We start from the raw sequence: 22,087 nt of genomic DNA, 5'->3' as shown, positions 1-22,087 counted from the left end.
ATTTCATTCTTATGATCTATATACAATTATATAGCGATAAAAAACGAGTTTAATTTTCTTTAAAGGCATCATCTTTAGCAAAATCATATGCCGAGATGCTGTTTTGACGGTTTACGTCCAAAAAATCAGCCCACCACTGAATCATCAGCCGCCGCTCATCCAAATGCTCAGAAGTATGGATGTAAGCCGCACGCACATTGTTACGCTCAGAATGGCTTAGCTGACGTTCTATCGCATCATCGCTCCACAACCCGGACTCACCCAAAGCACCGCGCGCCATCGTCCGAAAACCGTGCCCACAGACTTCTGTTTTGGTGTCGTAACCCATTGCACGTAGTGCATTATTCACCGTGTTTTCGCTCATGACTTTATCGGGATCATGATCGCCGGGAAACAACCGCTTGTTTTCTCCGCTCAAAGTCCTCAGCTTCTCCAACAAAACCAACGCTTGGCGGCTTAGCGGGACAAGATGCTCTTCTTTCATCTTCATGCCACGATGTGAATAGCGCACACCTTTGATTTCTTCACGCTGCGCCGGAATGCGCCAGCAAGCTTTATCAAAATCGAACTCATCCCAGCGAGCGAAACGCAGCTCACTAGAACGCACAAAGGTGAGTAAAGAAAGCTCTACGGCGATGCGTGTCATGAGACGTCCCCGATAAGCGGCAAGCCGTGCGAGAAACTCAGGGAAACGATGAGGCGGCAATGCAGGATAATGCCGAGCTTTGGTTGTTGCCAATGCTCCGGGCATGTCGCTGGCAGGATTTGAATCAATGTAATCGTTCTGAACTGCATAACGCATAATGGCAGTTACACGTTGCTGTAAGCGCTGCGCTACGTCGTGCTTACCGCTGGCATCAACGGCCTTAATCGGTGCTAAGAGATGGCTGGTTTTAAGACCACGAATATCAGCCGCACCAATGTGCGGGAAAATATACAGTTCCAAATAACGAAGCACTCTCGCTCTGTGATCTTCACTCCAGCGTTTGTTGTTGGCATGCCATTCTCGGGCAATGGTCTCGAACGTGTATGCGCCCGCAGTTTCAGCCTGAGCTTCCCTTTCTTCTGCTTTTGGATCCAATCCTTGTACCAACAGCTTTTTGGCTTCGTCTCTTTTGCTACGAGCCTCGGCAAGACTGACCATCGGCCAAACACCGAAAGCAAGCCGATCCTCTTTTTTATCGTTAGGGCGGCGGTACTTCATTCGCCAATACTTGGAACCTTTCGTCGTAACCTCGAGATACAAACCGCCACCATCGGCCATTTTGTAGGTTTTCTCTTTGGGCTTTGCGGTCTCGACCTGGCGGGCGTTTAGCTTCATTTTGGGGGCACATTTTCTATCGAAGTGGAGATGCCCCCAATTATGCCCCCAGTGCCCCCTGGATTTCAACGGACGGTCTCGGACAACGGCGGACGCCAGAAAGGCTACTCTTATTGATTTTAAAGGATTTTTTGGACTTCGTCGGACGACTACGGAAGGGGGAATGGTGCCGAAGGCCGGACTCGAACCGGCACGTATCTCTACGGTTGATTTTGAATCAACTGCGTCTACCGATTTCGCCACTTCGGCACTGAAGTAGTATGCGGAAAACGGGTGCATTATACCTTCCCGCGATCGTCACGCAACACTTATCCGTTGTTCAATGAGTTAAGTGTCGAAAAAAGCGCCGCAGCGCACGTTTGCCCATCCTCTCGCATCGCCCCGCCGCTCAGCCGATTCACAAACTTTGTCGCATGTCACATTAATTATCACAGGATGGTGTTGCACAGCGAAATCTGGATGAGAGCCTATAATCAGAAATTAATCATTAAGTTAATAACAATCCCCACCCCAACCCCCACGCCGGCATTTGTGATAACTGTCGCTTACTTGTTAATCGCGATGGTTGAAGATGTTCCTCCATAACAAAAAATAACAGCTTCGCGGCGCCCCTGCCGCCGCCGGGGCCACAGGAGCGAACATGATCCCGTCTGAACGCCGCGATTACATCTATCGCTATGTGCATGAATACCAGCTGGCGAGCATCAGCGCGCTGTCTGAGCTGATGAGCGTCTCCCACATGACGGTGCGGCGCGATATCCGCGTGCTGGAAGAGCAAGGCAAGGTGGTCAGCGTCAGCGGCGGCGTACGCCTGAGCGAGGCGCTGCGCCAGGAGCTGGCCTATTGCGAGAAGGCGCAGCTGCACCACCGCCACAAACGCGAGATCGGCAAATACGCCGCCGGCTTGGTGGAAGACGGTCAGGTGGTCTATCTGGACGCCGGCACCACCACCTTCGAGATCGCCCGCAGCCTGGCGGAGCGTTTCAATCTGACGGTAGTCACCAACGATTTCTCCATCATCCAGCACCTGATGAATCGCCCGCAGCTCAGCCTGTTCCACACCGGCGGCCAGGTAGATCAGCGCAACTACTCCTGCGTCGGCAACAGCGCCGCCATGCTGTTGCGCAGCCTGAATATCGACGTGGCCTTCATCAGCACCAGCTCCTGGGATCTGGAGCACGGCCTCTCCACGCCGCACGAGGAGAAGGTGCTGGTCAAGCAGGCGCTGCTGGAGGTCGCCCGCCGCCGGGTGCTGGTCTCCGACAGCAGCAAGTACGGCAAATACGGCATGTTCCGCGTCTGTCCGCTGGAGGCGCTGAGCGACATCATCTGCGACGCCGCGCTGCCGCCGGAGGCGCAGCAGCTGCTGCGCGAGCGCGGTCTGCAACTGCACAACGTCCAACTCTGATAACAACAACGCTAGGGAAAGGAGCACCATATGAACATCGTCATCACCGGCGGCGCCGGTTTTCTCGGCCAGCGGCTGGCGAAAGCGCTGCTGCACGGCAGTTGCCCGCTGGCCTTCGACACGCTGATCCTGGCGGACATCACCCCGCCGCCCGCCCCGCTGCCGGATACGCGCCTGCAGTGTCTGGCGCTCGATCTGTCGCAGCCCGGCGCGGCGGAGCGGCTGATCGATGCCGACTGCGGCGTGCTGTTCCACCTGGCGGCCATCGTCAGCAGCCATGCGGAGAGCGATTTCGATCTCGGCATGCAGGTCAATTTCGACGCCACCCGCCAATTGCTGGAAGCGGCGCGCCACCGGGCGCCGGGCATGAAGTTCATCTTCACCAGTTCGCTGGCGGTGTTCGGCGGCGAGTTGCCGCCGGTGATCGACGATCGCTGTGCGGTCACCCCGCAATCCTCCTACGGCGCGCAGAAGGCGATGTGCGAGCTACTGATCAACGACTATGCGCGCAAAGGCTTCGTCGATGGCCGCGTGCTGCGCCTGCCCACCATCAGCGTGCGGCCGGGCAAGCCGAACAAGGCGGCATCGTCGTTCGCCAGCGGCATCATCCGCGAGCCGCTGCACGGTGAGCCGGCGGTGTGCCCGGTAGACGCCGAGCTGGCGCTGTGGCTCTCCAGCCCGGCTGCGGTGGTGAGCAACTTCATCCACGCCGCCACGCTGCCCGCTTCGGCGTTCGGCGCGCTGCGCACGCTCAACCTGCCCGGCATCAGCGTGCGCGTGCGGGAGATGCTCGAAGCGCTGCGCGCGGTGGCCGGTGACGCCGTCGCCGCACGGGTGCGATTCGAGCCGGACGCCGCCATCAACCGCATCGTCGCCGGCTGGCCGGGCGAGTTCGACACCCGGCGGGCACAGCAGCTGGGCTTTATCGCCGATGAAAGCTTCGAGCAGGCGATCCGCGCCTTTATCCGCGACGACATGCCGCAAGGCGGGGGCTGATCATGGCGATGTATACCCCAATCATCGGGCTGGCGGTGGCGGTGTTCGCACTGATCTTCCTCGTGCTGCGCACCCGCGTGCATGCGCTGATCGCCATGCTTATCGCCGCCTCCATCGCCGGCATTACCGGCGGCATGGGCGCCACGCAAACCGTCGACGCCATCACCAAGGGCTTCGGCTCCACGCTCGGCAGCATCGGCATCGTCATCGGGCTGGGGGTGATGATGGGCCGGGTGCTGGAGGTCTCCGGCGCCGCCGAGCAGATCGCCTACAGCTTTATCAAGTGGCTGGGCAAAAGGCGCGAGGAGTGGGCGCTGGCCATCACCGGCTATATCGTCAGCATCCCGATTTTCGTCGATTCGGCGTTCGTCATCCTTTATCCGCTGGTCAAGGCGCTGGCGAAAAAGGGCAAGCGCAACCTGCTGACGCTCGGCGTCGCGCTGGCCGGCGGGCTGATCCTCACCCACCACGCGGTGCCGCCGACGCCGGGGCCGCTGGGCGTAGCGGGCATCTTCGGCGTGGATATCGGCGCCATGATGCTGGCCGGGCTGGTGCTGGCCATTCCCTGCGTGATCGGCATCGTGCTGTATGCGCGCTGGCTGGGCGCGCGCTACCCGGACTTTATGCCGCAGGAAGAGGAAGCGCCGCAGGATCTGCGCGCCGCGCATCAGCAGTATCTGGCGGAGAAAGAGGGCAAGGCGCTGCCGAGCCTGATGCTGTCGCTGCTGCCGATCCTGACGCCGATCGGGCTGATCTTCGTCAACGCGGTCAACAATATGCTGGCCAAGCGCGAGGGCATGGGCTGGCTGGCGGAAAGCCTGTGGGGCCAAAGCTTCGCGTTTCTCGGCTCGCCGATGATCGCGCTGGCGATCAGCGTACTGTTGGCGGTGTACACCCTGATGCCGCACGCCAATAAACACGACACGCTGGAGCGCCTGGAAGAAGGCCTGCAGACCGCCGGCATCATCCTGCTGGTCACCGGCGCCGGCGGCGCGCTGGGGGCGGTATTGCGCGAGAGCGGCGCCGGCACGCAGCTGGCGGAGCAGGTTGCCGGGCTGCCGATCTCGCCGGTGCTGATCCCGTTCGTCATCGCCACGCTGGTGCGGGTGATACAGGGATCCGGTACGGTGGCGATGATCACCGCCGCCTCGATCTCGGCACCGATCGTCAGCCTGCTGCCCGGCGTCAATATGCTAGCGGCGGCGCAGGCGGCCACCCTGGGCGCGCTGTTCTTCAGCTACTTCAACGACAGCATGTTCTGGGTGGTCAACCGTATGATGGGCATCAAGGACGTGCGCCAACAGATGATGGTGTGGTCGGTGCCCACCACTATCGCCTGGGCTATTAGCCTGTGCGGCGTGGTGTTGCTGGACTGGCTGCTGTAACGCTTCCCCCCCAACGTCAACCCCAGGGCGCGATCTGTTAGATCGCGCCCCAAACGTATTCTTTCGCCCCCCCAATCGGCTCTTCTCAACCAATGCAGCCAGCATAAAATAATCCCCAGCCGCAATGGCAATGCTGCAAATAATTGCATACCCATGTGTCAGCCAATAAAGAATGAGGTTGCGTAACATTCCGAGAACACTATTTTTTCATTGGTGAAAATCAGGCAGGAAATAGAAAATCGAAATTTGGGTTATCGAAGAATAGAGGTTATTCCCGCTAGATGGGTTTTATCTTAAATCACCAGAAAATAGCGTACAGACCTAACAAAATGGCCAGTTAATGCCTAAAAACCAGCTGAGATCGCTTGCCTCTGCAGAGTTAATAGCTTTAAGATGGTGCAAGAAAATTTTCCCTGGTGTTGGCCAACATTGGCAACCTGGCCTTACGCGGTCAGGTTTTTTTTTGTATTTTTATCAAAAAATTACCGGAAAAGTGTACCGCCTTAAGGGATGAGAAACTAGTTAGACTAAAGTACAGCCCCTTACTAGACCTTTATCAGTTCATGCAGGTTATTATTTCATATCGCAGAGATTGGGGCAGGTACTCTATATTACGTCCTCAAGGTGAACCTACACGCGGGCAAATCAATACCGATTAACGTCCGTCATTTCCTGAATCGAAAGACGCTATTCGCTAGCCGATATTTTCTCCCTTTAGACATATCCCGCTGATGAGTTCTGCGCAGCCGTTGCCTCAGTACTCCACCGGTTTAATCAGCCGCAGCTCCATCCCCAGGCGCACGGCATGTCGGGCATTCGTTACCCCCAGCTTTTTGACTATGTTGGACATATGAAACTTGATGGTTCCGGTCTTGATGCCCAGGATCATCGCCGTTTCCTGGTAGGTTTTACCCACGCTGGCCCAATAGAGGATCTCGTTTTCCCTGTCGGTAAAGCGGACGTTACGCTCCAGCGCTGCGGCGTTTTTTGCTGACAGTGGTGACAGCGCCAGATAGGACTCATGCAGCGAGGACAGCAATACCGAAATGTCGCCTTTACGTTCGGTGAGTGCCTGGATGGCTTCCGCTCTCTGCTCAACGTTAAAGGCAAAGGAAAGCGTGACGAGATTGTCGTTGTAATCGTGCAGCACGAAGGTATAGCCGTGCGTCACACCAAACCCGCGGGCCTGTTCGAACAGTTCGGGAAAGTGCAGCCCCGCGTCGGCCATGATTTGCTCGTCCCAGGCGAAGGGGGTCAGGCGGTTGCGGGCGGTAAGCACCACCGGATCAATGTACTGCAACCCCTGCTCTTGATACTTTTTTACCCATTCACTCGGGTAGTTGGTGACGCCAAAGATGCAGGCAATGTCTTTTTTGGATAACACCACATACGCCCACAGGAGATCGCCCAACTCTCCAAGTGCCGCCTCCAGGCGCTTGCCGATGATATTGCTGAGATTATATTCGTCTTCCATTGGCTGCCTGCTCCCTCTCCCTGCATTGCCGCTGAGGTGACTATAACACGACAAAAACCGCAGGCGGGGGCATGCCCCCCAACAAAAAAGGCGCGGCCCCGCGGCCACGCCTTTCTTCACTACCGATCGCCCCGCTACTTGCGTTTGAGCAGCATATACACGCTGATCAGCAGGAACAGCATGCTCGGCAGCAGTGCGCCCAGCACCGGTGGCATGCTGTAGACCATGCTCAGCGGGCCGAAGATCTGGTCCAGCACGTAGAACAGGAAGCCGAAGCTGATGCCGGTCACCACGCGGATGCCCATCGGCACGCTGCGCAGCGGGCCAAAGATGAACGACAGCGCCATCAGCATCATCACCGCCACCGACAGCGGGGAGAAGATTTTGCTCCACATGTTGAGCTGGTAACGGTTGGATTCCTGGCCGCTCTGCTTCAGGTACTTCACGTAATTGTGCAGCCCGCTGATGGAGAGCGAATCCGGATCCAGCGCCACCACGCCCAGCTTGTCCGGGGTCAGGTTGGTTTTCCATTCGCCGGTCAGCGTCTGGGTACCGGTCACCTGTTTCGGGTTGGTCAGATCCGAGGTGTCCACCTGCGAAAGCTGCCACAGGCCGTTCTCGAAGCTGGCGGTAGCGGCATAGCGCACCGTCTCGAGGCGACGCTGATCGTTGAAGTGGTAGATGTTCACGCCGGAGAGTTCTTTATCGCCGGAGACGCGCTCAATGTAGATGAAGTCGTTGCCGTCCTTCGCCCACAGCCCGCTCTTGGTGGAGAGCAGCGAACCGCCGTACATCTGCTGGGCGCGGTAGTTGCGCGCCATCTGCTCGCCCTGCGGCGCCACCCACTCGCCGATCGCCATGGTCAGCAGCACCAGCGGAATGGCGGTTTTCATCCCCGAGCCGGCGATCTGCAGGCGGGTGAAGCCGGAAGCCTGCATCACCACCAGTTCACTGCGCGTCGCCAGCTGGCCCAGGCCGAGCAGCGCGCCGAGCAGCGCCGCCATCGGGAAGAAGATCTCGATGTCTTTCGGCACGCTCAGCAGGGTGTACATACCGGCGCTCAGCGCGGTGTATTCACCCTGGCCGACCTTGCGCAGCTGATCGACGAACTTGATGATGCCGGACAGCGACACCAGCATGAACAGCGTCATGATGATGGTGTTGAAAATCGTTTTGCCGATATACCGGTCTAATACGCCAAACATCAGGCCGCTCCTCTCAGGCGTGCGCGCAGCTTGCGCATCGGCACGGTATCCCACAGGTTCAGCGCCAGCGCGATCGCGAAGTAAACGCCGTTAACCAGCCACAGCCACAGCATCGGATCCAGTTTGCCCTTGCCGGCGTTGGAGCGCAGCGAGGTCTGCACCAGGAAGAAGATCAGATACAGCAGGATGGCCGGCAGCATGCTCAGCACGCGGCCCTGGCGCGGGTTCACCACGCTGAGCGGCACCACCAGCAGCGCCATCAGCGCCACCGATACCACCAGCGTCAGGCGCCAGTGGAACTCGGCGCGTGCGTCCGGATCGTCGGATTCCCACAGCGTCTGCATCGACATCTGTTCGGATTCGGTGTTGTCCGCCGCCACGGTGCGGTGGCCAATCACCGCCTTGTAGTCGGTGAAGTCGGTAATGCGGAAGTCGCGCAGCAGCGCGGTGCCTTCAAAGCGGGTGCCCTTGTCGAGCGTCACCACCTGCGAGCCGTCTTTCTGCTGCACGATGTTGCCGTGCTCGGCCACCACCACCGAAGGGCGTTGGTTGCCGTTCGGCCGCAGTTGCGCCAGGAACACGTCATTGAAGGTGCTGCCCTTCACGTTGCCGATAAACAGCACCGCGTTGCCGTCCTGCGAGGGTTTGAACTGCCCTTCCGCCAGCCCGGCGATGCTCGGGTTGGCCTTGGCTTCGTTCACCACCACGTCCTGAGAGCGCGAGGCCCAGGGGCCGGCCCAAAACACGTTCACCGCCGCGACCGCAGAGGTGAGCAGCGCCAGGATCATGGCGGCGATAATCAGGGTGCGCTTGCCCAGCCCGCAGGCGTGCATAACGGTGATTTCGCTCTCGGTATACAACCGCCCAAGCGTCATCAGCAAGCCGAGAAACAGGCTCAAAGGCAGGATGAGCTGCGCCATTTTCGGCACGCCCAACGCGAGCAGGGAGAGTACTAAGTTTGTCGGGATATTGCCGTCCACCGCGTCGCCCAACACCCTGACCAGGTTCTGACAAAAGAAGATCAGAAGCAGGATGAACAGGATGGCGATTTGGCTCTTGAGCGTTTCCCGTACCAGATATCTTATGATGATCACGCTTATTACGCCTGTGAAAACTTGTCTTTTTGCAGGAAAATCGATAATTTCATCGTTAATCCGCCATTTATTCTCATCATATGGCAACCTTCACAGCTAAAATAGTATTACAACATCAAGCCGTTTGGGTGTCCTATAGGAACTTGCTTATAGTCGCCAAAACAGAGCAATTTATGCCGTTCAGGTTAACATAATCCGTTAACTCAAATGGCAGGAGATCGTTACGGAGTCGGTTATTCTAGCCGTAGCGTCCGCCTTTGTCTTTAAGATTCAGGAGAGTGCATGGAGTTCAGTGTAAAAAGCGGTAGCCCGGAAAAACAGCGCAGTGCCTGTATTGTAGTCGGCGTTTTCGAACCGCGCCGCCTGTCCCCTATCGCAGAACAACTCGACAAAATCAGTGATGGTTATATCAGCGCATTGCTGCGCCGTGGCGAACTGGAAGGCAAGGTCGGGCAGACGCTGCTACTGCACCATGTGCCCAACATTCTCTCCGAGCGCATCCTGCTGATCGGCTGCGGCAAAGAGCGCGAGCTCGATGAGCGCCAATACAAGCAGGTGATCCAGAAAACCATCAATACCCTCAACGACACCGGCTCGATGGAGGCGGTCTGCTTCCTGACCGAGCTGCACGTGAAAGGCCGCAATACCTACTGGAAAGTGCGTCAGGCGGTAGAAACTGCCAAAGAGACGCTCTACACCTTCGATCAGCTGAAAAGCAACAAGGTGGAGCCGCGCCGTCCGCTGCGCAAAATGGTGTTCAACGTGCCGACCCGCCGTGAGCTCACCAGCGGCGAGCGCGCCATTCAGCACGGTCTGGCGGTGGCTTCCGGCATCAAGGCGGCCAAAGATCTCGGCAACATGCCGCCGAACATCTGTAACGCCGGCTACCTGGCCTCGCAGGCCCGCCAGCTGGCGGACGCCTTCAGCACCAATATCACCACCCGCGTCATCGGCGAACAGCAGATGAAAGAGCTGGGCATGAACGCCTACCTGGCGGTCGGCGCCGGTTCGCAGAACGAATCATTGATGTCGGTGATGGAATATAAGGGCAACCCAAATCCGGACGCTAAGCCGATCGTGCTGGTAGGCAAAGGGCTGACCTTCGACTCCGGCGGCATCTCGATCAAACCGGCCGACGGCATGGACGAGATGAAATACGACATGTGCGGCGCGGCGACCGTGTACGGCGTGATGCGCGTGGTGGCGGAGCTGAACCTGCCGCTGAACGTGATCGGCGTGCTGGCCGGCTGTGAAAACATGCCGGGCGGCCGGGCATACCGTCCGGGCGACGTGCTGACCACCATGTCCGGCCAGACCGTCGAGGTGCTCAACACCGACGCCGAAGGCCGTCTGGTGCTGTGCGACACCCTGACCTACGTCGAGCGCTTCGAGCCGGAGCTGGTGATCGACATCGCCACCCTGACCGGCGCCTGCGTGATCGCCTTGGGCCACCACATCACCGGCCTGATGTCGAACCACAACCCGCTGGCGCACGAGCTGCTAGGCGCTTCCGAGCAGGCCGGCGACCGCGCCTGGCGCCTGCCGATGGCCGACGAGTACTACGAGCAGCTGGACTCCAACTTCGCCGACATGGCGAACATCGGTGGCCGCCCTGGCGGCGCCATCACCGCCGCCTGCTTCCTGTCGCGCTTCACCCGCAAGTACACCTGGGCGCACCTGGATATCGCCGGCACCGCCTGGCGCTCCGGTAAAGCCAAGGGCGCGACCGGCCGCCCGGTGGCGCTGCTGTCGCAGTTCTTATTGAACCGCGCGGGTCTGAACGGCGACGATTAAATCTGAGCGGTAATTCAGGTATAATCCCAAGGGGCACAGCATGCTGTGCCCCTACATTTTTTTATCGGCAGCGGGGGATCCTTAATGAAACAGGCGACGTTTTATTTGCTCGACAACGCGGAACCGTCTGGTGCGCTCAGCGCCCATGAGGCCGTGGCCTGCGCCGTTGCCGCCGAACGCTGGCGTTCCGGCAAACGGGTGCTGATCGCCTGCGAGAGCCAGGAGCAGGCTCAGCGGCTGGACGAAGCGCTGTGGCAGCGCGAGCCGCATGAATTCGTGCCGCACAACCTGGCCGGCGAAGGGCCGCACTACGGCGCGCCGGTAGAACTGTGCTGGCCCGGCAAGCGCGGCAATGCCCCGCGCGATCTGCTGATCGCCCTGCTGCCGCAGTTTGCCGATTTTGCTACCGCTTTCCATGAAGTGGTAGACTTCGTTCCTTACGAAGACACTCTGAAACAGTTGGCGCGCGACCGTTACAAGGCCTATCGCAGCGTCGGCTTCCATTTGACCACGGCTACGCCGCCAACTCACTGAATACGATAAAGAATGGAAAAGACAAACAGTCAGCTCGACACCGCATACGACCCAAAACAGATCGAACAGAAGCTGTACGATCATTGGGAGAATCAGGGTTACTTCAAGCCGAACGGCGACACCAGCCAGGAAAGCTTCTGCATCATGATCCCGCCGCCGAACGTCACCGGCAGCCTGCACATGGGCCACGCGTTCCAGCAGACCATCATGGACACCATGATTCGCTATCAGCGCATGCAGGGTAAAAACACCCTGTGGCAGGCGGGCACCGACCACGCCGGCATCGCCACCCAGATGGTGGTGGAGCGCAAGATCGCTGCGGAAGAAGGCAAAACCCGCCACGACTACGGCCGTGACGCGTTCATCGACAAAATCTGGCAGTGGAAGGCGGAGTCCGGCGGCACCATCACCCGGCAGATGCGCCGTCTGGGCAACTCCGTGGACTGGGAGCGCGAGCGCTTCACCATGGACGAAGGCCTGTCGAACGCGGTGCGCGAAGTGTTTGTCCGTCTGCACAAAGAAGACCTGATCTACCGCGGCAAGCGCCTGGTGAACTGGGATCCGAAGCTGCGCACCGCCATCTCCGATCTGGAAGTGGAAAACCGCGAATCCAAAGGCTCCATGTGGCACCTGCGCTACCCGCTGGCCGACGGCGCGAAAACCGCCGAGGGCAAAGACTACCTGGTGGTCGCCACCACCCGTCCGGAAACCGTGCTGGGCGATACCGGCGTGGCGGTCAACCCGGAAGATCCGCGCTATAAAGATCTGATCGGCAAAGAGATCATTCTGCCGCTGGTCGGTCGCCGCATCCGCATCGTCGGCGACGAACACGCCGATATGGAAAAAGGCACCGGCTGCGTGAAGATCACCCCGGCGCACGATTTCAACGACTACGAAGTCGGCAAACGCCACGGCCTGCCGATGATCAACATTCTGACCTTCGACGGCGACATCCGCCAGGAAGCGGAAGTGTTCAACACCCTGGGCGAAGTCTGCACCGACTACTGCAACGAGATCCCGGCCGAGTTCCGCGGCCTGGAGCGCTTCGCGGCGCGTAAAGCGGTGGTTGCCGCCTTCGATAATCTGGGCCTGCTGGACGAGATCAAACCGCACGACCTGACGGTGCCTTACGGCGACCGCGGCGGCGTGGTGATCGAGCCGATGCTGACCGACCAATGGTACGTGCGCACCGCGCCGCTGGCCAAAGTGGCGGTGGAAGCAGTCGAACAGGGCCAAATCGAGTTCGTGCCGAAGCAGTACGAAAACATGTACTTCAGCTGGATGCGCGACATTCAGGACTGGTGCATCTCGCGCCAGCTGTGGTGGGGCCACCGTATCCCGGCCTGGTATGACGTGAACGGCAAAGTCTACGTGGGCCGCAGCGAAGAAGAAGTGCGCAGCGAGAACAACCTGGGCGCCGACGTGGTGCTGACCCAGGACGAAGACGTGCTGGACACCTGGTTCTCGTCCGGCCTGTGGACCTTCTCTACCCTGGGCTGGCCGGAGCAGACCGACGCGCTGAAAACCTTCCATCCGACCAGCGTGATGGTCAGCGGCTTCGACATCATCTTCTTCTGGATCGCGCGCATGATCATGCTGACCATGCACTTCATCAAGGATGAAAACGGCAAGCCGCAGGTGCCGTTCAAGACCGTCTACATGACCGGTCTTATCCGCGACGACGAAGGCCAGAAGATGTCCAAGTCGAAAGGCAACGTGATCGATCCGCTGGACATGGTCGACGGCATCTCGCTGGAAGATCTGCTGGAAAAACGCACCGGCAACATGATGCAGCCGCAGCTGGCGGAGAAAATCCGCAAGCGCACCGAGAAGCAGTTCCCGAACGGCATCGAGCCGCACGGCACCGACGCCCTGCGCTTCACCCTGGCGGCGCTGGCCTCGACCGGCCGCGACATCAACTGGGACATGAAGCGCCTGGAAGGCTACCGCAACTTCTGTAACAAGCTGTGGAACGCCAGCCGCTTCGTGCTGATGAACACCGAAGCGCACGACTGCGGCTTCAACGGCGGCGAGAAGGTACTGTCGCTAGCGGATCGCTGGATCCTGGCCGAATTCAACCGCACGGTGAAAGCCTACCGCGAAGCGCTGGACACCTACCGCTTCGATCTGGCGGCCAACATCCTGTACGAATTCACCTGGAACCAGTTCTGCGACTGGTATCTGGAGCTGACCAAGCCGGTGGTGAGCAACGGTAGCGAAGCGGAACAGCGCGGCACCCGCCACACGCTGATCACCGTGCTGGAAGCGCTGCTGCGCCTGGCGCACCCGATCATTCCGTTCATCACAGAAACCATCTGGCAGCGCGTGAAGCCGCTGACCGGCACGACCGCAGACACCATCATGCTGCAGCCGTTCCCGGCCTACGACGCCGCGCTGGAAGACGAGCAGGCGCTGAACGATCTGGAGTGGATCAAGCAAACCATCATCGCCGTGCGCAACATCCGCGCCGAGATGAACATCGCGCCAAGCAAAACGCTCGACGTGCTGCTGCGCAACTGCAGCGCCGACGCCCAGCGCCGCGTGCAGGAGAACCAAAGCTTTATCGCCCGTCTGGCGCGCCTGGAATCCATCGCGCTGCTGCCGGCCGGTGATAAAGGCCCGGTCTCCGTCACCAAGCTGGTGGACGGCGCCGAGCTGCTGATCCCGATGGCCGGTTTCATCGACAAGGACGCCGAGATCGCGCGCCTGGCGAAAGAGATGGGCAAGCTGGATGCGGAAATCGCTTCGATCGAAGGCAAGCTGGCGAACGAAGGCTTCGTGGCGCGCGCGCCGGAAGCGGTGGTCGCCAAAGAGCGCGATCGTCTGGCGGCCTGCAAAGAAGGCAAAGTGAAGCTGCAGGAACAGCAGGCGACCATCGCCGCGCTGTAATCCACCGGCTCACGCCAACGCCTGAAAAACAGCGGGGTCTTCCCCGCTGTTTTTTTATCGCCGTTGCATCCGGGCCGGGTTAGATGTTATTACAAGATATTACTGCTGCAGGGACGCCGCCGGGAAATAACCCCCGGCGCGTTTCGTGCTGCGATAAAAACGAAAAACGAACGTGGTCTCTTTCAATGGCGAGTGTAAACATGACAACAGCAACCCCGGCGCGCCTGCTGGTGCGCCCCATCACGGCGGAAGACAATCCCGCCATTGCTCACGTCATTCGCGAAGTCTCCGCCGAGCACGGCCTGACGGCGGATAAAGGCTATACCGTCTCCGATCCCAATCTGGACGCCCTGTATCAGCTCTACAGCCTGCCGCGCAGCGCTTACTGGGTGATCGAGGTGGACGGTCAGGTCGCCGGCGGCGGCGGCATCGCGCCGCTGCAGGGCGGCGCAGACGATATTTGCGAATTGCAGAAGATGTATTTCCTGCCGGTGTTGCGCGGCAAGGGATTGGCGAAGCGCCTGGCGCTGCAGGCGCTGGATTTCGCCCGCCAGCACGGCTTCCGCTGTTGTTACCTCGAGACCACTGCCAGCCTGACGCAGGCCGTCGCGCTGTACGAACACCTGGGCTTCGAACACATCGACCACGCGATGGGCGCCACCGGCCACGTCGATTGCGAAGTCACCATGCTGAAAACGCTGTAATCGTCCCCCGCCTCTCTATCATGGCGCAGCGTGCTGCGCCATTTTATTAATATCGCAATCAATCAGTAAAATTCGCTATAACGCCGTTTTTCAAGCAGATAAACTGACGTTAAAAACCACAATGTAAATTTAATGTGAAGTTCGTTAATAAATTAACGATCGCAAATTGACCGCTTTTTCCCCCGCGTTACTCTTCCAGTATCCCAATCGTGCACGGAGAGCTGTCATGTCGGAAAACACCTTTGATTACATCATCGTCGGCGCCGGTTCCGCCGGCTGCGTGCTGGCGGCGCAGCTGATCCGCCGCACCCAGGCGCGGGTGCTGCTGCTGGAAGCCGGCGGAGACGACAATAACCTGTTCATCAAGATGCCGGCCGGGGTGGCCAAGATCATCGCCAAAAAGAGCTGGCCCTACGAGACGGAGCCGGAACCGCACGCCAACAACCGCCGCATGCAGATCGCACAGGGCAAGGTGCTGGGCGGCAGCAGCTCGGTCAACGGCATGATCTACCTACGCGGCCAGCCGCAGGACTACGACGACTGGGCTGAACGCTACGGCTGCACCGGCTGGAGCTACCGGGAGGTGCTGCCCTATTTCAAACGCGCCGAGGCCAACGAAAGCCTGTCGGACGACTACCACGGCGCCGACGGGCTGCTGCCGGTCAGCGAAAACCGCTACCGCCACCCGCTCAGCATGGCGTTTATCCGCGCCGGCCAGGAGCTGAACCTGCCCTATCGCAACGACTTCAACGGCGACAGCCAGCACGGCGTCGGTTTCTACCAAACCACCACCCACAACGGCGAACGCGCCAGCACCGCCCGCACCTACCTGAAGGCGGTGCGTGACGAACGACGGCTGGTGGTGAAACTGAACGCCCTGGCGCACCGGCTGACCTTCGAGGGCAACGTCGCCACCGGCGTGGTCTACAGCCAGAACGGCGGCGCGGAAGTCACCGCGCGCGCCACCAAAGAGGTGATCGTCAGCGCCGGCGCGGTCGGTTCGCCGAAGCTGCTGATGCTCTCCGGCATCGGCCCGCGCGACCACCTGCAACAGCTGGGCATCGAGGTGCGGGCGGATCTGCCGGTGGGTAAAAACTTCCACGACCACCTGCACATGTCGATCAACGTCAGCACCCGCGAGCCGATCAGCCTGTTCGGCGCCGATCGCGGCCTGCAGGCGCTGAGCCACGGCGCGCAGTGGCTGGCGTTTCGCAGCGGCGTGCTCTCGTCCAACGTGCTGGAAGGCGCCGCCTTCACCGACAGCCAGGGCGACGGCCGGCCGGACGTGCAAATCCACTTCCTGCCGCTGCTGGACAGCTGGGACGACGTGCCCGGCGAGCCGCTGCCGAACATTCACGGCTTCACGCTCAAGGTCGGCTACCTGCAGCCGAAGGCGCGCGGCGAAGTGCTGCTGCGCAGCTGCAACCCGCGCGATCCGGTCAAGCTGCACGCCAACTACCTCGGCCACCCGGACGATCTGGCCGGCAGCGTGCGCGCGGTGAAGTTCGGCCTGGGCTTCCTGCAAACCGCGGCGCTGAAGCCGCTGATCAAAGATCTGCTGATGCCGCAGCCGGAGTGGACGCGCGACGAGGCGCAGCTGGAAGCCTTCGTGCGCAATTTCTGCAAGACGGTGTATCACCCGGTGGGCAGCTGCCGCATGGGGCCGTCGCCGCAGGACGCGGTGACCGATCCGCAGCTGCGGGTGCACGGTTTTGAACGGCTGCGGGTGATCGACTGCTCGGTGATGCCGCAGCTCACCAGCGGCAACACCAATGCGCCGACCATCATGCTGGCGGAAAAGGCGGTGGATCTGTTGCTGGGCGCGCCGCAGTAAGGGTGCGCCTCAACCTCAGGCCGCGGCGGGCACGCCGCTGTGAAAACGCAGCTCGCTGTCCGGCGACAGGATCAGCTCAGCTTCGAGGCGGCCGAAATGCGCCACCCGTTCGCTGATGTCGCCGCCGGCGATCTGTTCCGCCAGCGTCAGGTAGTCCTGATAATGGCGCGCTTCGGATCGCAGCAGCGAGACGTAAAAGCGGTTCAGCTCGTCGTCCAGGTGCGGCGCCAGCTTGGCGAAGCGTTCGCAGGATCGCGCTTCGATGTAAGCGCCGCAGATCAGTTTGTCGATCAGCGTTGCCGGATCGTGGGTGCGGATCTCGCGGATCATGCCCTTGGCGTAGCGGCTGGCGGTGATCTTGCGATACGGGATCCCGCGCGCCTGCATGATCTCCAGCACCTGCGAGAAGTGATGCAACTCTTCCTTGATCAACAGCACCATGCGATCCGCCAGATCCTGGCCGTAGGCCGAGCCGTTTTTCGGCAGGATCTTGCGGGTGAACTGGCCCTGGCGGAACAGCGTGTCCGGCGCGCCCTGCGCCTCGTGCAGAAACGCCTCGTAAGGGCGCAGCAGCGCCAACAGCGCGTCGCCGCTCTCTTTGTCCGCCACGTAGCGGCGGATCAGCCACATGCCGGTCTGCGCGGCCTTCAGCTCGCACACCAGGTGGTCAGTCAGCAACAGCTGCAGGTTTTCCGGACGGCGCGCGGCGTCAATCCAGGCGTCGGGAGTTTCACAGTGCAGGAAGCTTAAAATCGGGGCTAACAGGGATTGGTATGTCATGGCGTTTATCAGGGGCCGGCGAGAGCCGGCCCAAGTGAATAAGCGGGGTTAATCAGTGGCGTTTACCGTCGTCGTCTTCGTCGATGTAGTCGCCGTCTTCGTCATCCTCACCGTCTTCACCGTTCGGATCTTCGAAGTAGGTGCCCCAGCCGTCGTAATTGACGCCGCAGCGTTCCGCCAGCGCCACCAGCTGCTCGACCTGAGCGTCGATCAGCTCGGCGTTCAGGCCGACTTCGCTGATCACATCGCAGCACATCACCATCGAACCGTCTTCCACTTCCAGCTCTTCGGCGTCGGTCACTTCGTAGCCCAGCTTGAAGGCTTCAACGGCGGCCTGCTCCAGAACCTCAAATTTCTCGGCGGACAGATGGTGCTCGATGGTGTAGAGCGCGTCCGGATCGCTGCCGTCTTCCAGCAGTTCTTCGATGATCAGGCGGGTCTCTTCACGTTGTTCTTCCAGCAATTCGCGGTTTGCCATGCCTATATCCTCAAGTCAAATGGCCTTCATTCCTTCTATTTTCACACACCGCCGACATTGCTTCCACGATAAACGTGAAAGATTTCCTCGTCGGGGTTGAAATTGAATATTCATACATATAAAGTGAATTTTAATTCAATTAAACAATCAGGGAATCGGACTATGAGCACCGGCAATGCGTTATACCAACGTCACTTTCTGAGGTTAATGGATTTCACCCCCGCCGAGCTGCAGGCACTGCTGCGGCTTTCGGCCGATCTGAAGCAGGCCAAGAAGCAGGGGCAGGAACAGCGCCGGCTGCAGGGCAAAAACATTGCGCTCATCTTCGAAAAAGACTCGACCCGCACGCGATGCTCTTTCGAAGTTGCCGCATTCGATCAGGGCGCGCAGGTGACTTACCTCGGCCCGAGCGGCAGCCAGATCGGCCATAAAGAGTCGATGAAAGACACCGCTCGGGTGCTGGGCCGACTGTACGACGGTATTCAGTACCGCGGCTACGGCCAGGCGCTGGTGGAAACCCTGGCGGAACACGCCGGCGTGCCGGTGTGGAACGGCCTGACCGACGAGTTCCACCCCACCCAACTGCTGGCGGATCTGCTCACCGTACAGGAGCATCTGCCGGGCAAGGCGCTGAGCGAAGTGAAACTGGCGTACGTCGGCGACGCGCGCAACAACATGGGCAACACGCTGCTGGAAGCCGCCGCGCTGGCGGGCATGGATCTGCGGCTGGTGGCGCCGAAGGCCTGCTGGCCGCAGCCGGAGCTGGTGGCCGAATGCCAGGCGCTGGCGCAGCAAACCGGCGCGAAACTCACCCTGACCGAAGACATCGCAGAAGGGGTGCAGGACGCCGACTTCCTCTACACCGACGTCTGGGTGTCGATGGGTGAACCAAAAGAGACCTGGCAGGAGCGTATCGCGCTGCTGCGGCCGTATCAGGTCAACATGGCGATGCTGAAGTTGACCGGCAACCCGAACGTGAAGTTCCTGCACTGCCTGCCGGCGTTCCACGACGACCAAACCACCCTCGGCAAGCAGATGGCGCAGCAGTACGATCTGCACGGCGGCATGGAAGTGACCGACGAAGTGTTCGAATCGGCGCACAGCGTGGTGTTCGATCAGGCGGAAAACCGGCTGCACACCATCAAGGCGGTGCTGGTCGCCACGCTGAGCGAAACCCTCTGACACGCCTCCCCTCCGCCCTGGCGCCCCCGGCCAGGGCGGCTAATATATTCCCGGAATATCAAATAGCGGATTGGCCTTTGCCCGCCGCAGGCAAAGGTTCTACCGTGACAGGCCGACGGCACCCGCGCCGTAAAAACCAACGATAACAAACCGTTCTCAGCGCCGCCTGGCGGCGCCTTCAGGGGATACACACCGATGAAAGCCAAACTCTTGCCGCTGTTCCTGCTCGCCGCCCTGCCCGCCGCCGCGTTAGCCGCCACGCCGCCGAATACGCTGGTGGTGGTGCAATCGCTGGATGACATCGTCAGCCTCGATCCGGCGGAAGCCAACGAACTCTCCAGCATCCAGACGGTGCCCAGCCTGTACCAGCGATTGGTGCAGGCGGATCGCGACGATCCGGCCAAGGTGGCGCCGGTGCTGGCGGAAAGCTGGCAGGGCGATGCGGCGGCCAAAACGCTGACGGTGAAATTGCGGCCGCAGGCGGCGTTCGCCTCCGGCAACCCGCTAACCGCCGACGACGTGATCTTTTCCTACAGCCGCGCGATCAAAATGAACAAATCGCCGGCGTTCATCCTCAACGTGCTCGGCTGGCAGCCGGACAACATTGACGCGCAGCTGAAGAAGATCGACGAACATACCGTGCAGCTGCGCTGGACGGCAGACGTCAGCCCGGCGGTGGCGCTGAATATCCTCTCGACGCCGATCGCTTCGATCGTCGACAGCAAGGCGGCGCTGGCCAACGTTAAAGACGGCGACTTCGGCAACGCCTGGCTGAAAATGCACTCCGCCGGCAGCGGCCCGTTCAAGATGCGCGTCTATCAGCCGCACCAGGCGATCGTGCTGGACGCCAACCCCACCACGCCGGGCGACAAGCCGCAGTTGAAAAACATCATCATTAAAAACGTGCCGGATCCGGCCACCCGCCGCCTGCTGATCCAGCAGGGCGACGCCGATATCGCCCGCGAACTGGGCGCCGATCAGACCGACACGCTGAAAAACCAGCCGGGCGTCAAGGTGCTGGAGATCCCGTCCGCCGAGCAAAACTACCTGGTGTTCAACACCGGCAACGGCGCCAATCCGCTGCTGAACAACCCGGCCTTCTGGGAAGCGGCGCGCTACCTGGTGGATTATCAGGGCATCACGAAGGATCTGCTGAAGGGCCAATACTTCGTGCACCAGAGCTTCCTGCCGGTCGGGCTGCCGGGCGCGCTGGAGACCAACCCGTTCAGCTACGATCCGGCCAAGGCGAAAGCCATCCTGGCCAAGGCGGGCATCACCCACGCCGCCTTTACGCTTGACGTGGAGAACAAGCCGCCGTTCATCACCATCGCGCAGGCGCTGCAGGGCAGCTTCGCCGCCGCCGGCGTGAAGGTAGAGCTACTGCCGGCCGCGGGCAGCCAGGTTTACTCCCGCGTGCGCGCCAGGCAGCATCAGGCGGCGATCCGCCTGTGGATCCCGGATTACTTCGACGCCCACTCCAACGCCAGCGCCTTCGCCTACAACGACGGCAAAAGCAGCACGGTGGCCGGGCTGAACGGCTGGCAGATCCCGCAGTTGAACCAGCAGACGCTGGCGGCGCTGGCCGAAGCCGATCCGGCCAAGCGCCGCGCGCTGTACACCGCCATGCAGCAGGAGCTGCAGCGCAGTTCGCCTTACGTGTTTATCGATCAGGCCAAAACCGAAGTGGTGCTGCGCGACAACGTCAAAGGTTACCAGCAGGGGCTGAACGCCGACATGGTCTACTACGATCGCGTCAGCAAATAGCCGGCGGGCGGCCATCGCCGGCCAATCGATTGCGGGGCGGCAAAAAACGGCGTTTTAGCGCTTGCAGTGGCGAAAAGCGCGAGTATAATGCGCCACAATTTGCCAGGAGAAAGCATGAAAAACGACGTTTGTTTTGTTAGCCACAATCGACAAAACCGACTGCCTATCGGCGGCCAGCTGCCGTTGTTTCTCCTGTTGCTAAACCGATCGTTTCAAGCCCCTCATTGAGGGGCTTTTTTTTGCCTTGAGAATATCCCAAAGTCCCGCGCCACGGGCACGCGTCGAGGAGGAGTGAAAAATGGCCAACCCGCTGTATCACAAACACATCATCTCTATTAACGATCTCAGCCGCGAGGATCTGGAGCTGGTGCTGCGCACCGCCGCCGGTCTGAAAGCCAACCCGCAGCCGGAACTGTTGAAACACAAGGTGATCGCCAGCTGCTTCTTCGAAGCCTCGACCCGTACCCGCCTGTCGTTCGAAACCTCGATGCACCGCCTCGGCGCCTCGGTGGTGGGCTTCGCCGACGGCAGCAACACCTCGCTCGGCAAGAAAGGCGAAACCCTGGCCGACACCATCTCGGTGATCAGCACCTACGTGGACGCCATCGTGATGCGTCATCCGCAGGAAGGCGCGGCGCGCATGGCCGCTGAATTCTCCGGCAACGTGCCGGTGCTCAACGCCGGCGACGGCGCCAACCAGCACCCGACCCAGACCCTGCTGGATCTGTTCACCATCCAGGAAACCCAGGGCCGCCTGAGCAACCTCAGCATCGCCATGGTCGGCGACCTGAAGTACGGCCGCACCGTGCACTCGCTCACCCAGGCGCTGGCCAAGTTCGAAGGCAACCGCTTCTACTTCATCGCCCCGGACGCGCTGGCGATGCCGGCCTACATCCTGAAAATGCTGGAAGAGAAAGGCATCGAGTACAGCCTGCACAGCAGCATTGAAGAAGTGGTGCCGGAGCTGGATATTCTCTACATGACCCGGGTACAGAAAGAGCGTCTCGATCCTTCCGAGTACGCCAACGTGAAGGCGCAGTTCGTGCTGCGCGCTGCGGATCTGGCCGGCGCGCGCGCCAACCTCAAGGTGCTGCACCCGCTGCCGCGCATCGACGAGATCGCCACCGACGTGGATAAAACGCCGTACGCTTACTACTTCCAGCAGGCGGGCAACGGCATCTTCGCCCGCCAGGCGCTGCTGGCGCTGGTGCTTAACGCAGATTTGGCTCTTTAAGGGGGAACCGC

General features: G+C 60.4%; 17 protein-coding genes and 1 tRNA gene. 11 read left to right on the top strand and 7 right to left on the bottom strand.

The window, feature by feature from the left end:
- Nucleotides 1–49: 49 nt before the first annotated feature.
- Together HMPREF3138_RS14380 and HMPREF3138_RS14375 are read right to left on the bottom strand one after the other, a co-directional pair.
- The gene (locus HMPREF3138_RS14380) at nt 50–1,321 is read right to left on the bottom strand and encodes a tyrosine-type recombinase/integrase (protein WP_038878993.1); all 1,272 of its coding nucleotides are present in this window, start codon (nt 1,319–1,321) and stop codon (nt 50–52) included.
- A gap of 164 nt (nt 1,322–1,485) precedes the next feature.
- Nucleotides 1,486–1,570: transfer RNA gene (locus tag HMPREF3138_RS14375), tRNA-Leu, on the bottom strand.
- A 391-nt stretch (nt 1,571–1,961) separates the two neighbouring features.
- Here HMPREF3138_RS14375 and HMPREF3138_RS14370 point away from each other — a divergent pair.
- The 3 genes from HMPREF3138_RS14370 to HMPREF3138_RS14360 are packed head-to-tail and all read left to right on the top strand — an operon-like array spanning nt 1,962 to nt 5,110.
- On the top strand, nt 1,962–2,729 hold the full coding sequence (locus tag HMPREF3138_RS14370) for a DeoR/GlpR family DNA-binding transcription regulator (RefSeq protein WP_033636886.1): 768 nt from the start codon (nt 1,962–1,964) through the stop codon (nt 2,727–2,729).
- A gap of 30 nt (nt 2,730–2,759) precedes the next feature.
- On the top strand, nt 2,760–3,725 hold the full coding sequence (gene denD, locus HMPREF3138_RS14365) for a D-erythronate dehydrogenase (protein ID WP_038878995.1): 966 nt from the start codon (nt 2,760–2,762) through the stop codon (nt 3,723–3,725).
- A complete protein-coding gene (locus HMPREF3138_RS14360; RefSeq protein WP_074027173.1) occupies nt 3,725–5,110 on the top strand; it encodes a GntP family permease in 1,386 nt (461 codons plus the stop codon). The genes denD and HMPREF3138_RS14360 overlap by 1 nt, the downstream gene beginning before the upstream one ends.
- 754 nt (nt 5,111–5,864) lie before the next feature.
- On the opposite strand, the gene HMPREF3138_RS14355 is transcribed toward HMPREF3138_RS14360, so the two are convergent.
- The 3 genes from HMPREF3138_RS14355 to lptF all read right to left on the bottom strand — a co-directional run bounded on the left by HMPREF3138_RS14355 (nt 5,865) and on the right by lptF (nt 8,883).
- Complete coding sequence (locus HMPREF3138_RS14355) at nt 5,865–6,584, bottom strand: LuxR family transcriptional regulator (RefSeq protein ID WP_038878999.1); 720 nt, start codon at nt 6,582–6,584, stop codon at nt 5,865–5,867.
- A gap of 134 nt (nt 6,585–6,718) precedes the next feature.
- Nucleotides 6,719–7,789 carry an LPS export ABC transporter permease LptG gene (gene lptG / locus HMPREF3138_RS14350; protein WP_070559127.1) on the bottom strand — a complete coding sequence of 357 codons (1,071 nt, stop codon included), beginning with the start codon at nt 7,787–7,789 and terminating at the stop codon, nt 6,719–6,721.
- Complete coding sequence (lptF, locus tag HMPREF3138_RS14345) at nt 7,789–8,883, bottom strand: LPS export ABC transporter permease LptF (RefSeq protein WP_038879002.1); 1,095 nt, start codon at nt 8,881–8,883, stop codon at nt 7,789–7,791. The genes lptG and lptF overlap by 1 nt, the downstream gene beginning before the upstream one ends.
- A gap of 282 nt (nt 8,884–9,165) precedes the next feature.
- Here lptF and pepA point away from each other — a divergent pair, with 282 nt between their 5' ends.
- The 5 genes from pepA (at nt 9,166) to HMPREF3138_RS14320 (ending at nt 16,638) form a co-directional block, all read left to right on the top strand.
- Nucleotides 9,166–10,677: a leucyl aminopeptidase gene (gene pepA / locus HMPREF3138_RS14340; protein WP_004933352.1), complete on the top strand. Its 1,512-nt coding sequence runs from the start codon at nt 9,166–9,168 to the stop codon at nt 10,675–10,677.
- A gap of 84 nt (nt 10,678–10,761) precedes the next feature.
- The gene (locus HMPREF3138_RS14335) at nt 10,762–11,211 is read left to right on the top strand and encodes a DNA polymerase III subunit chi (RefSeq protein WP_016929275.1); all 450 of its coding nucleotides are present in this window, start codon (nt 10,762–10,764) and stop codon (nt 11,209–11,211) included.
- A 12-nt stretch (nt 11,212–11,223) separates the two neighbouring features.
- Nucleotides 11,224–14,100, top strand: a complete 2,877-nt coding sequence (locus HMPREF3138_RS14330) for a valine--tRNA ligase (RefSeq protein WP_038879005.1) — start codon at nt 11,224–11,226, stop codon at nt 14,098–14,100.
- A 200-nt stretch (nt 14,101–14,300) separates the two neighbouring features.
- Complete coding sequence (locus HMPREF3138_RS14325) at nt 14,301–14,804, top strand: GNAT family N-acetyltransferase (RefSeq protein WP_004933360.1); 504 nt, start codon at nt 14,301–14,303, stop codon at nt 14,802–14,804.
- 226 nt (nt 14,805–15,030) lie between these two features.
- Nucleotides 15,031–16,638, top strand: a complete 1,608-nt coding sequence (locus HMPREF3138_RS14320) for a GMC family oxidoreductase (RefSeq protein WP_038879008.1) — start codon at nt 15,031–15,033, stop codon at nt 16,636–16,638.
- A gap of 15 nt (nt 16,639–16,653) precedes the next feature.
- Here the strand turns inward: HMPREF3138_RS14320 and miaE are convergent, their stop codons facing one another.
- The gene (gene miaE / locus HMPREF3138_RS14315) at nt 16,654–17,418 is read right to left on the bottom strand and encodes a tRNA isopentenyl-2-thiomethyl-A-37 hydroxylase MiaE (protein WP_015376459.1); all 765 of its coding nucleotides are present in this window, start codon (nt 17,416–17,418) and stop codon (nt 16,654–16,656) included.
- Nucleotides 17,419–17,470: 52 nt separating this feature from the next.
- Complete coding sequence (gene rraB / locus HMPREF3138_RS14310) at nt 17,471–17,896, bottom strand: ribonuclease E inhibitor RraB (protein ID WP_025305115.1); 426 nt, start codon at nt 17,894–17,896, stop codon at nt 17,471–17,473.
- Nucleotides 17,897–18,058: 162 nt separating this feature from the next.
- Here rraB and argF point away from each other — a divergent pair, with 162 nt between their 5' ends.
- From argF to pyrB, 3 genes are all read left to right on the top strand, one after another.
- Nucleotides 18,059–19,078: an ornithine carbamoyltransferase gene (gene argF / locus HMPREF3138_RS14305; RefSeq protein WP_038879014.1), complete on the top strand. Its 1,020-nt coding sequence runs from the start codon at nt 18,059–18,061 to the stop codon at nt 19,076–19,078.
- Between the two features lie 195 nt (nt 19,079–19,273).
- The gene (locus HMPREF3138_RS14300) at nt 19,274–20,842 is read left to right on the top strand and encodes an ABC transporter substrate-binding protein (RefSeq protein ID WP_038879017.1); all 1,569 of its coding nucleotides are present in this window, start codon (nt 19,274–19,276) and stop codon (nt 20,840–20,842) included.
- A 298-nt stretch (nt 20,843–21,140) separates the two neighbouring features.
- Nucleotides 21,141–22,076, top strand: a complete 936-nt coding sequence (gene pyrB, locus HMPREF3138_RS14295) for an aspartate carbamoyltransferase (RefSeq protein ID WP_038879020.1) — start codon at nt 21,141–21,143, stop codon at nt 22,074–22,076.
- Nucleotides 22,077–22,087: the final 11 nt, after the last annotated feature.

The sequence above is a fragment of the Serratia sp. HMSC15F11 genome (assembly GCF_001808215.1).
Lineage (GTDB): Bacteria > Pseudomonadota > Gammaproteobacteria > Enterobacterales > Enterobacteriaceae > Serratia > Serratia nevei.
Note: the sequence above shows the minus strand (reverse complement) of the source record. Positions and strands in the feature narration are given on the sequence as shown.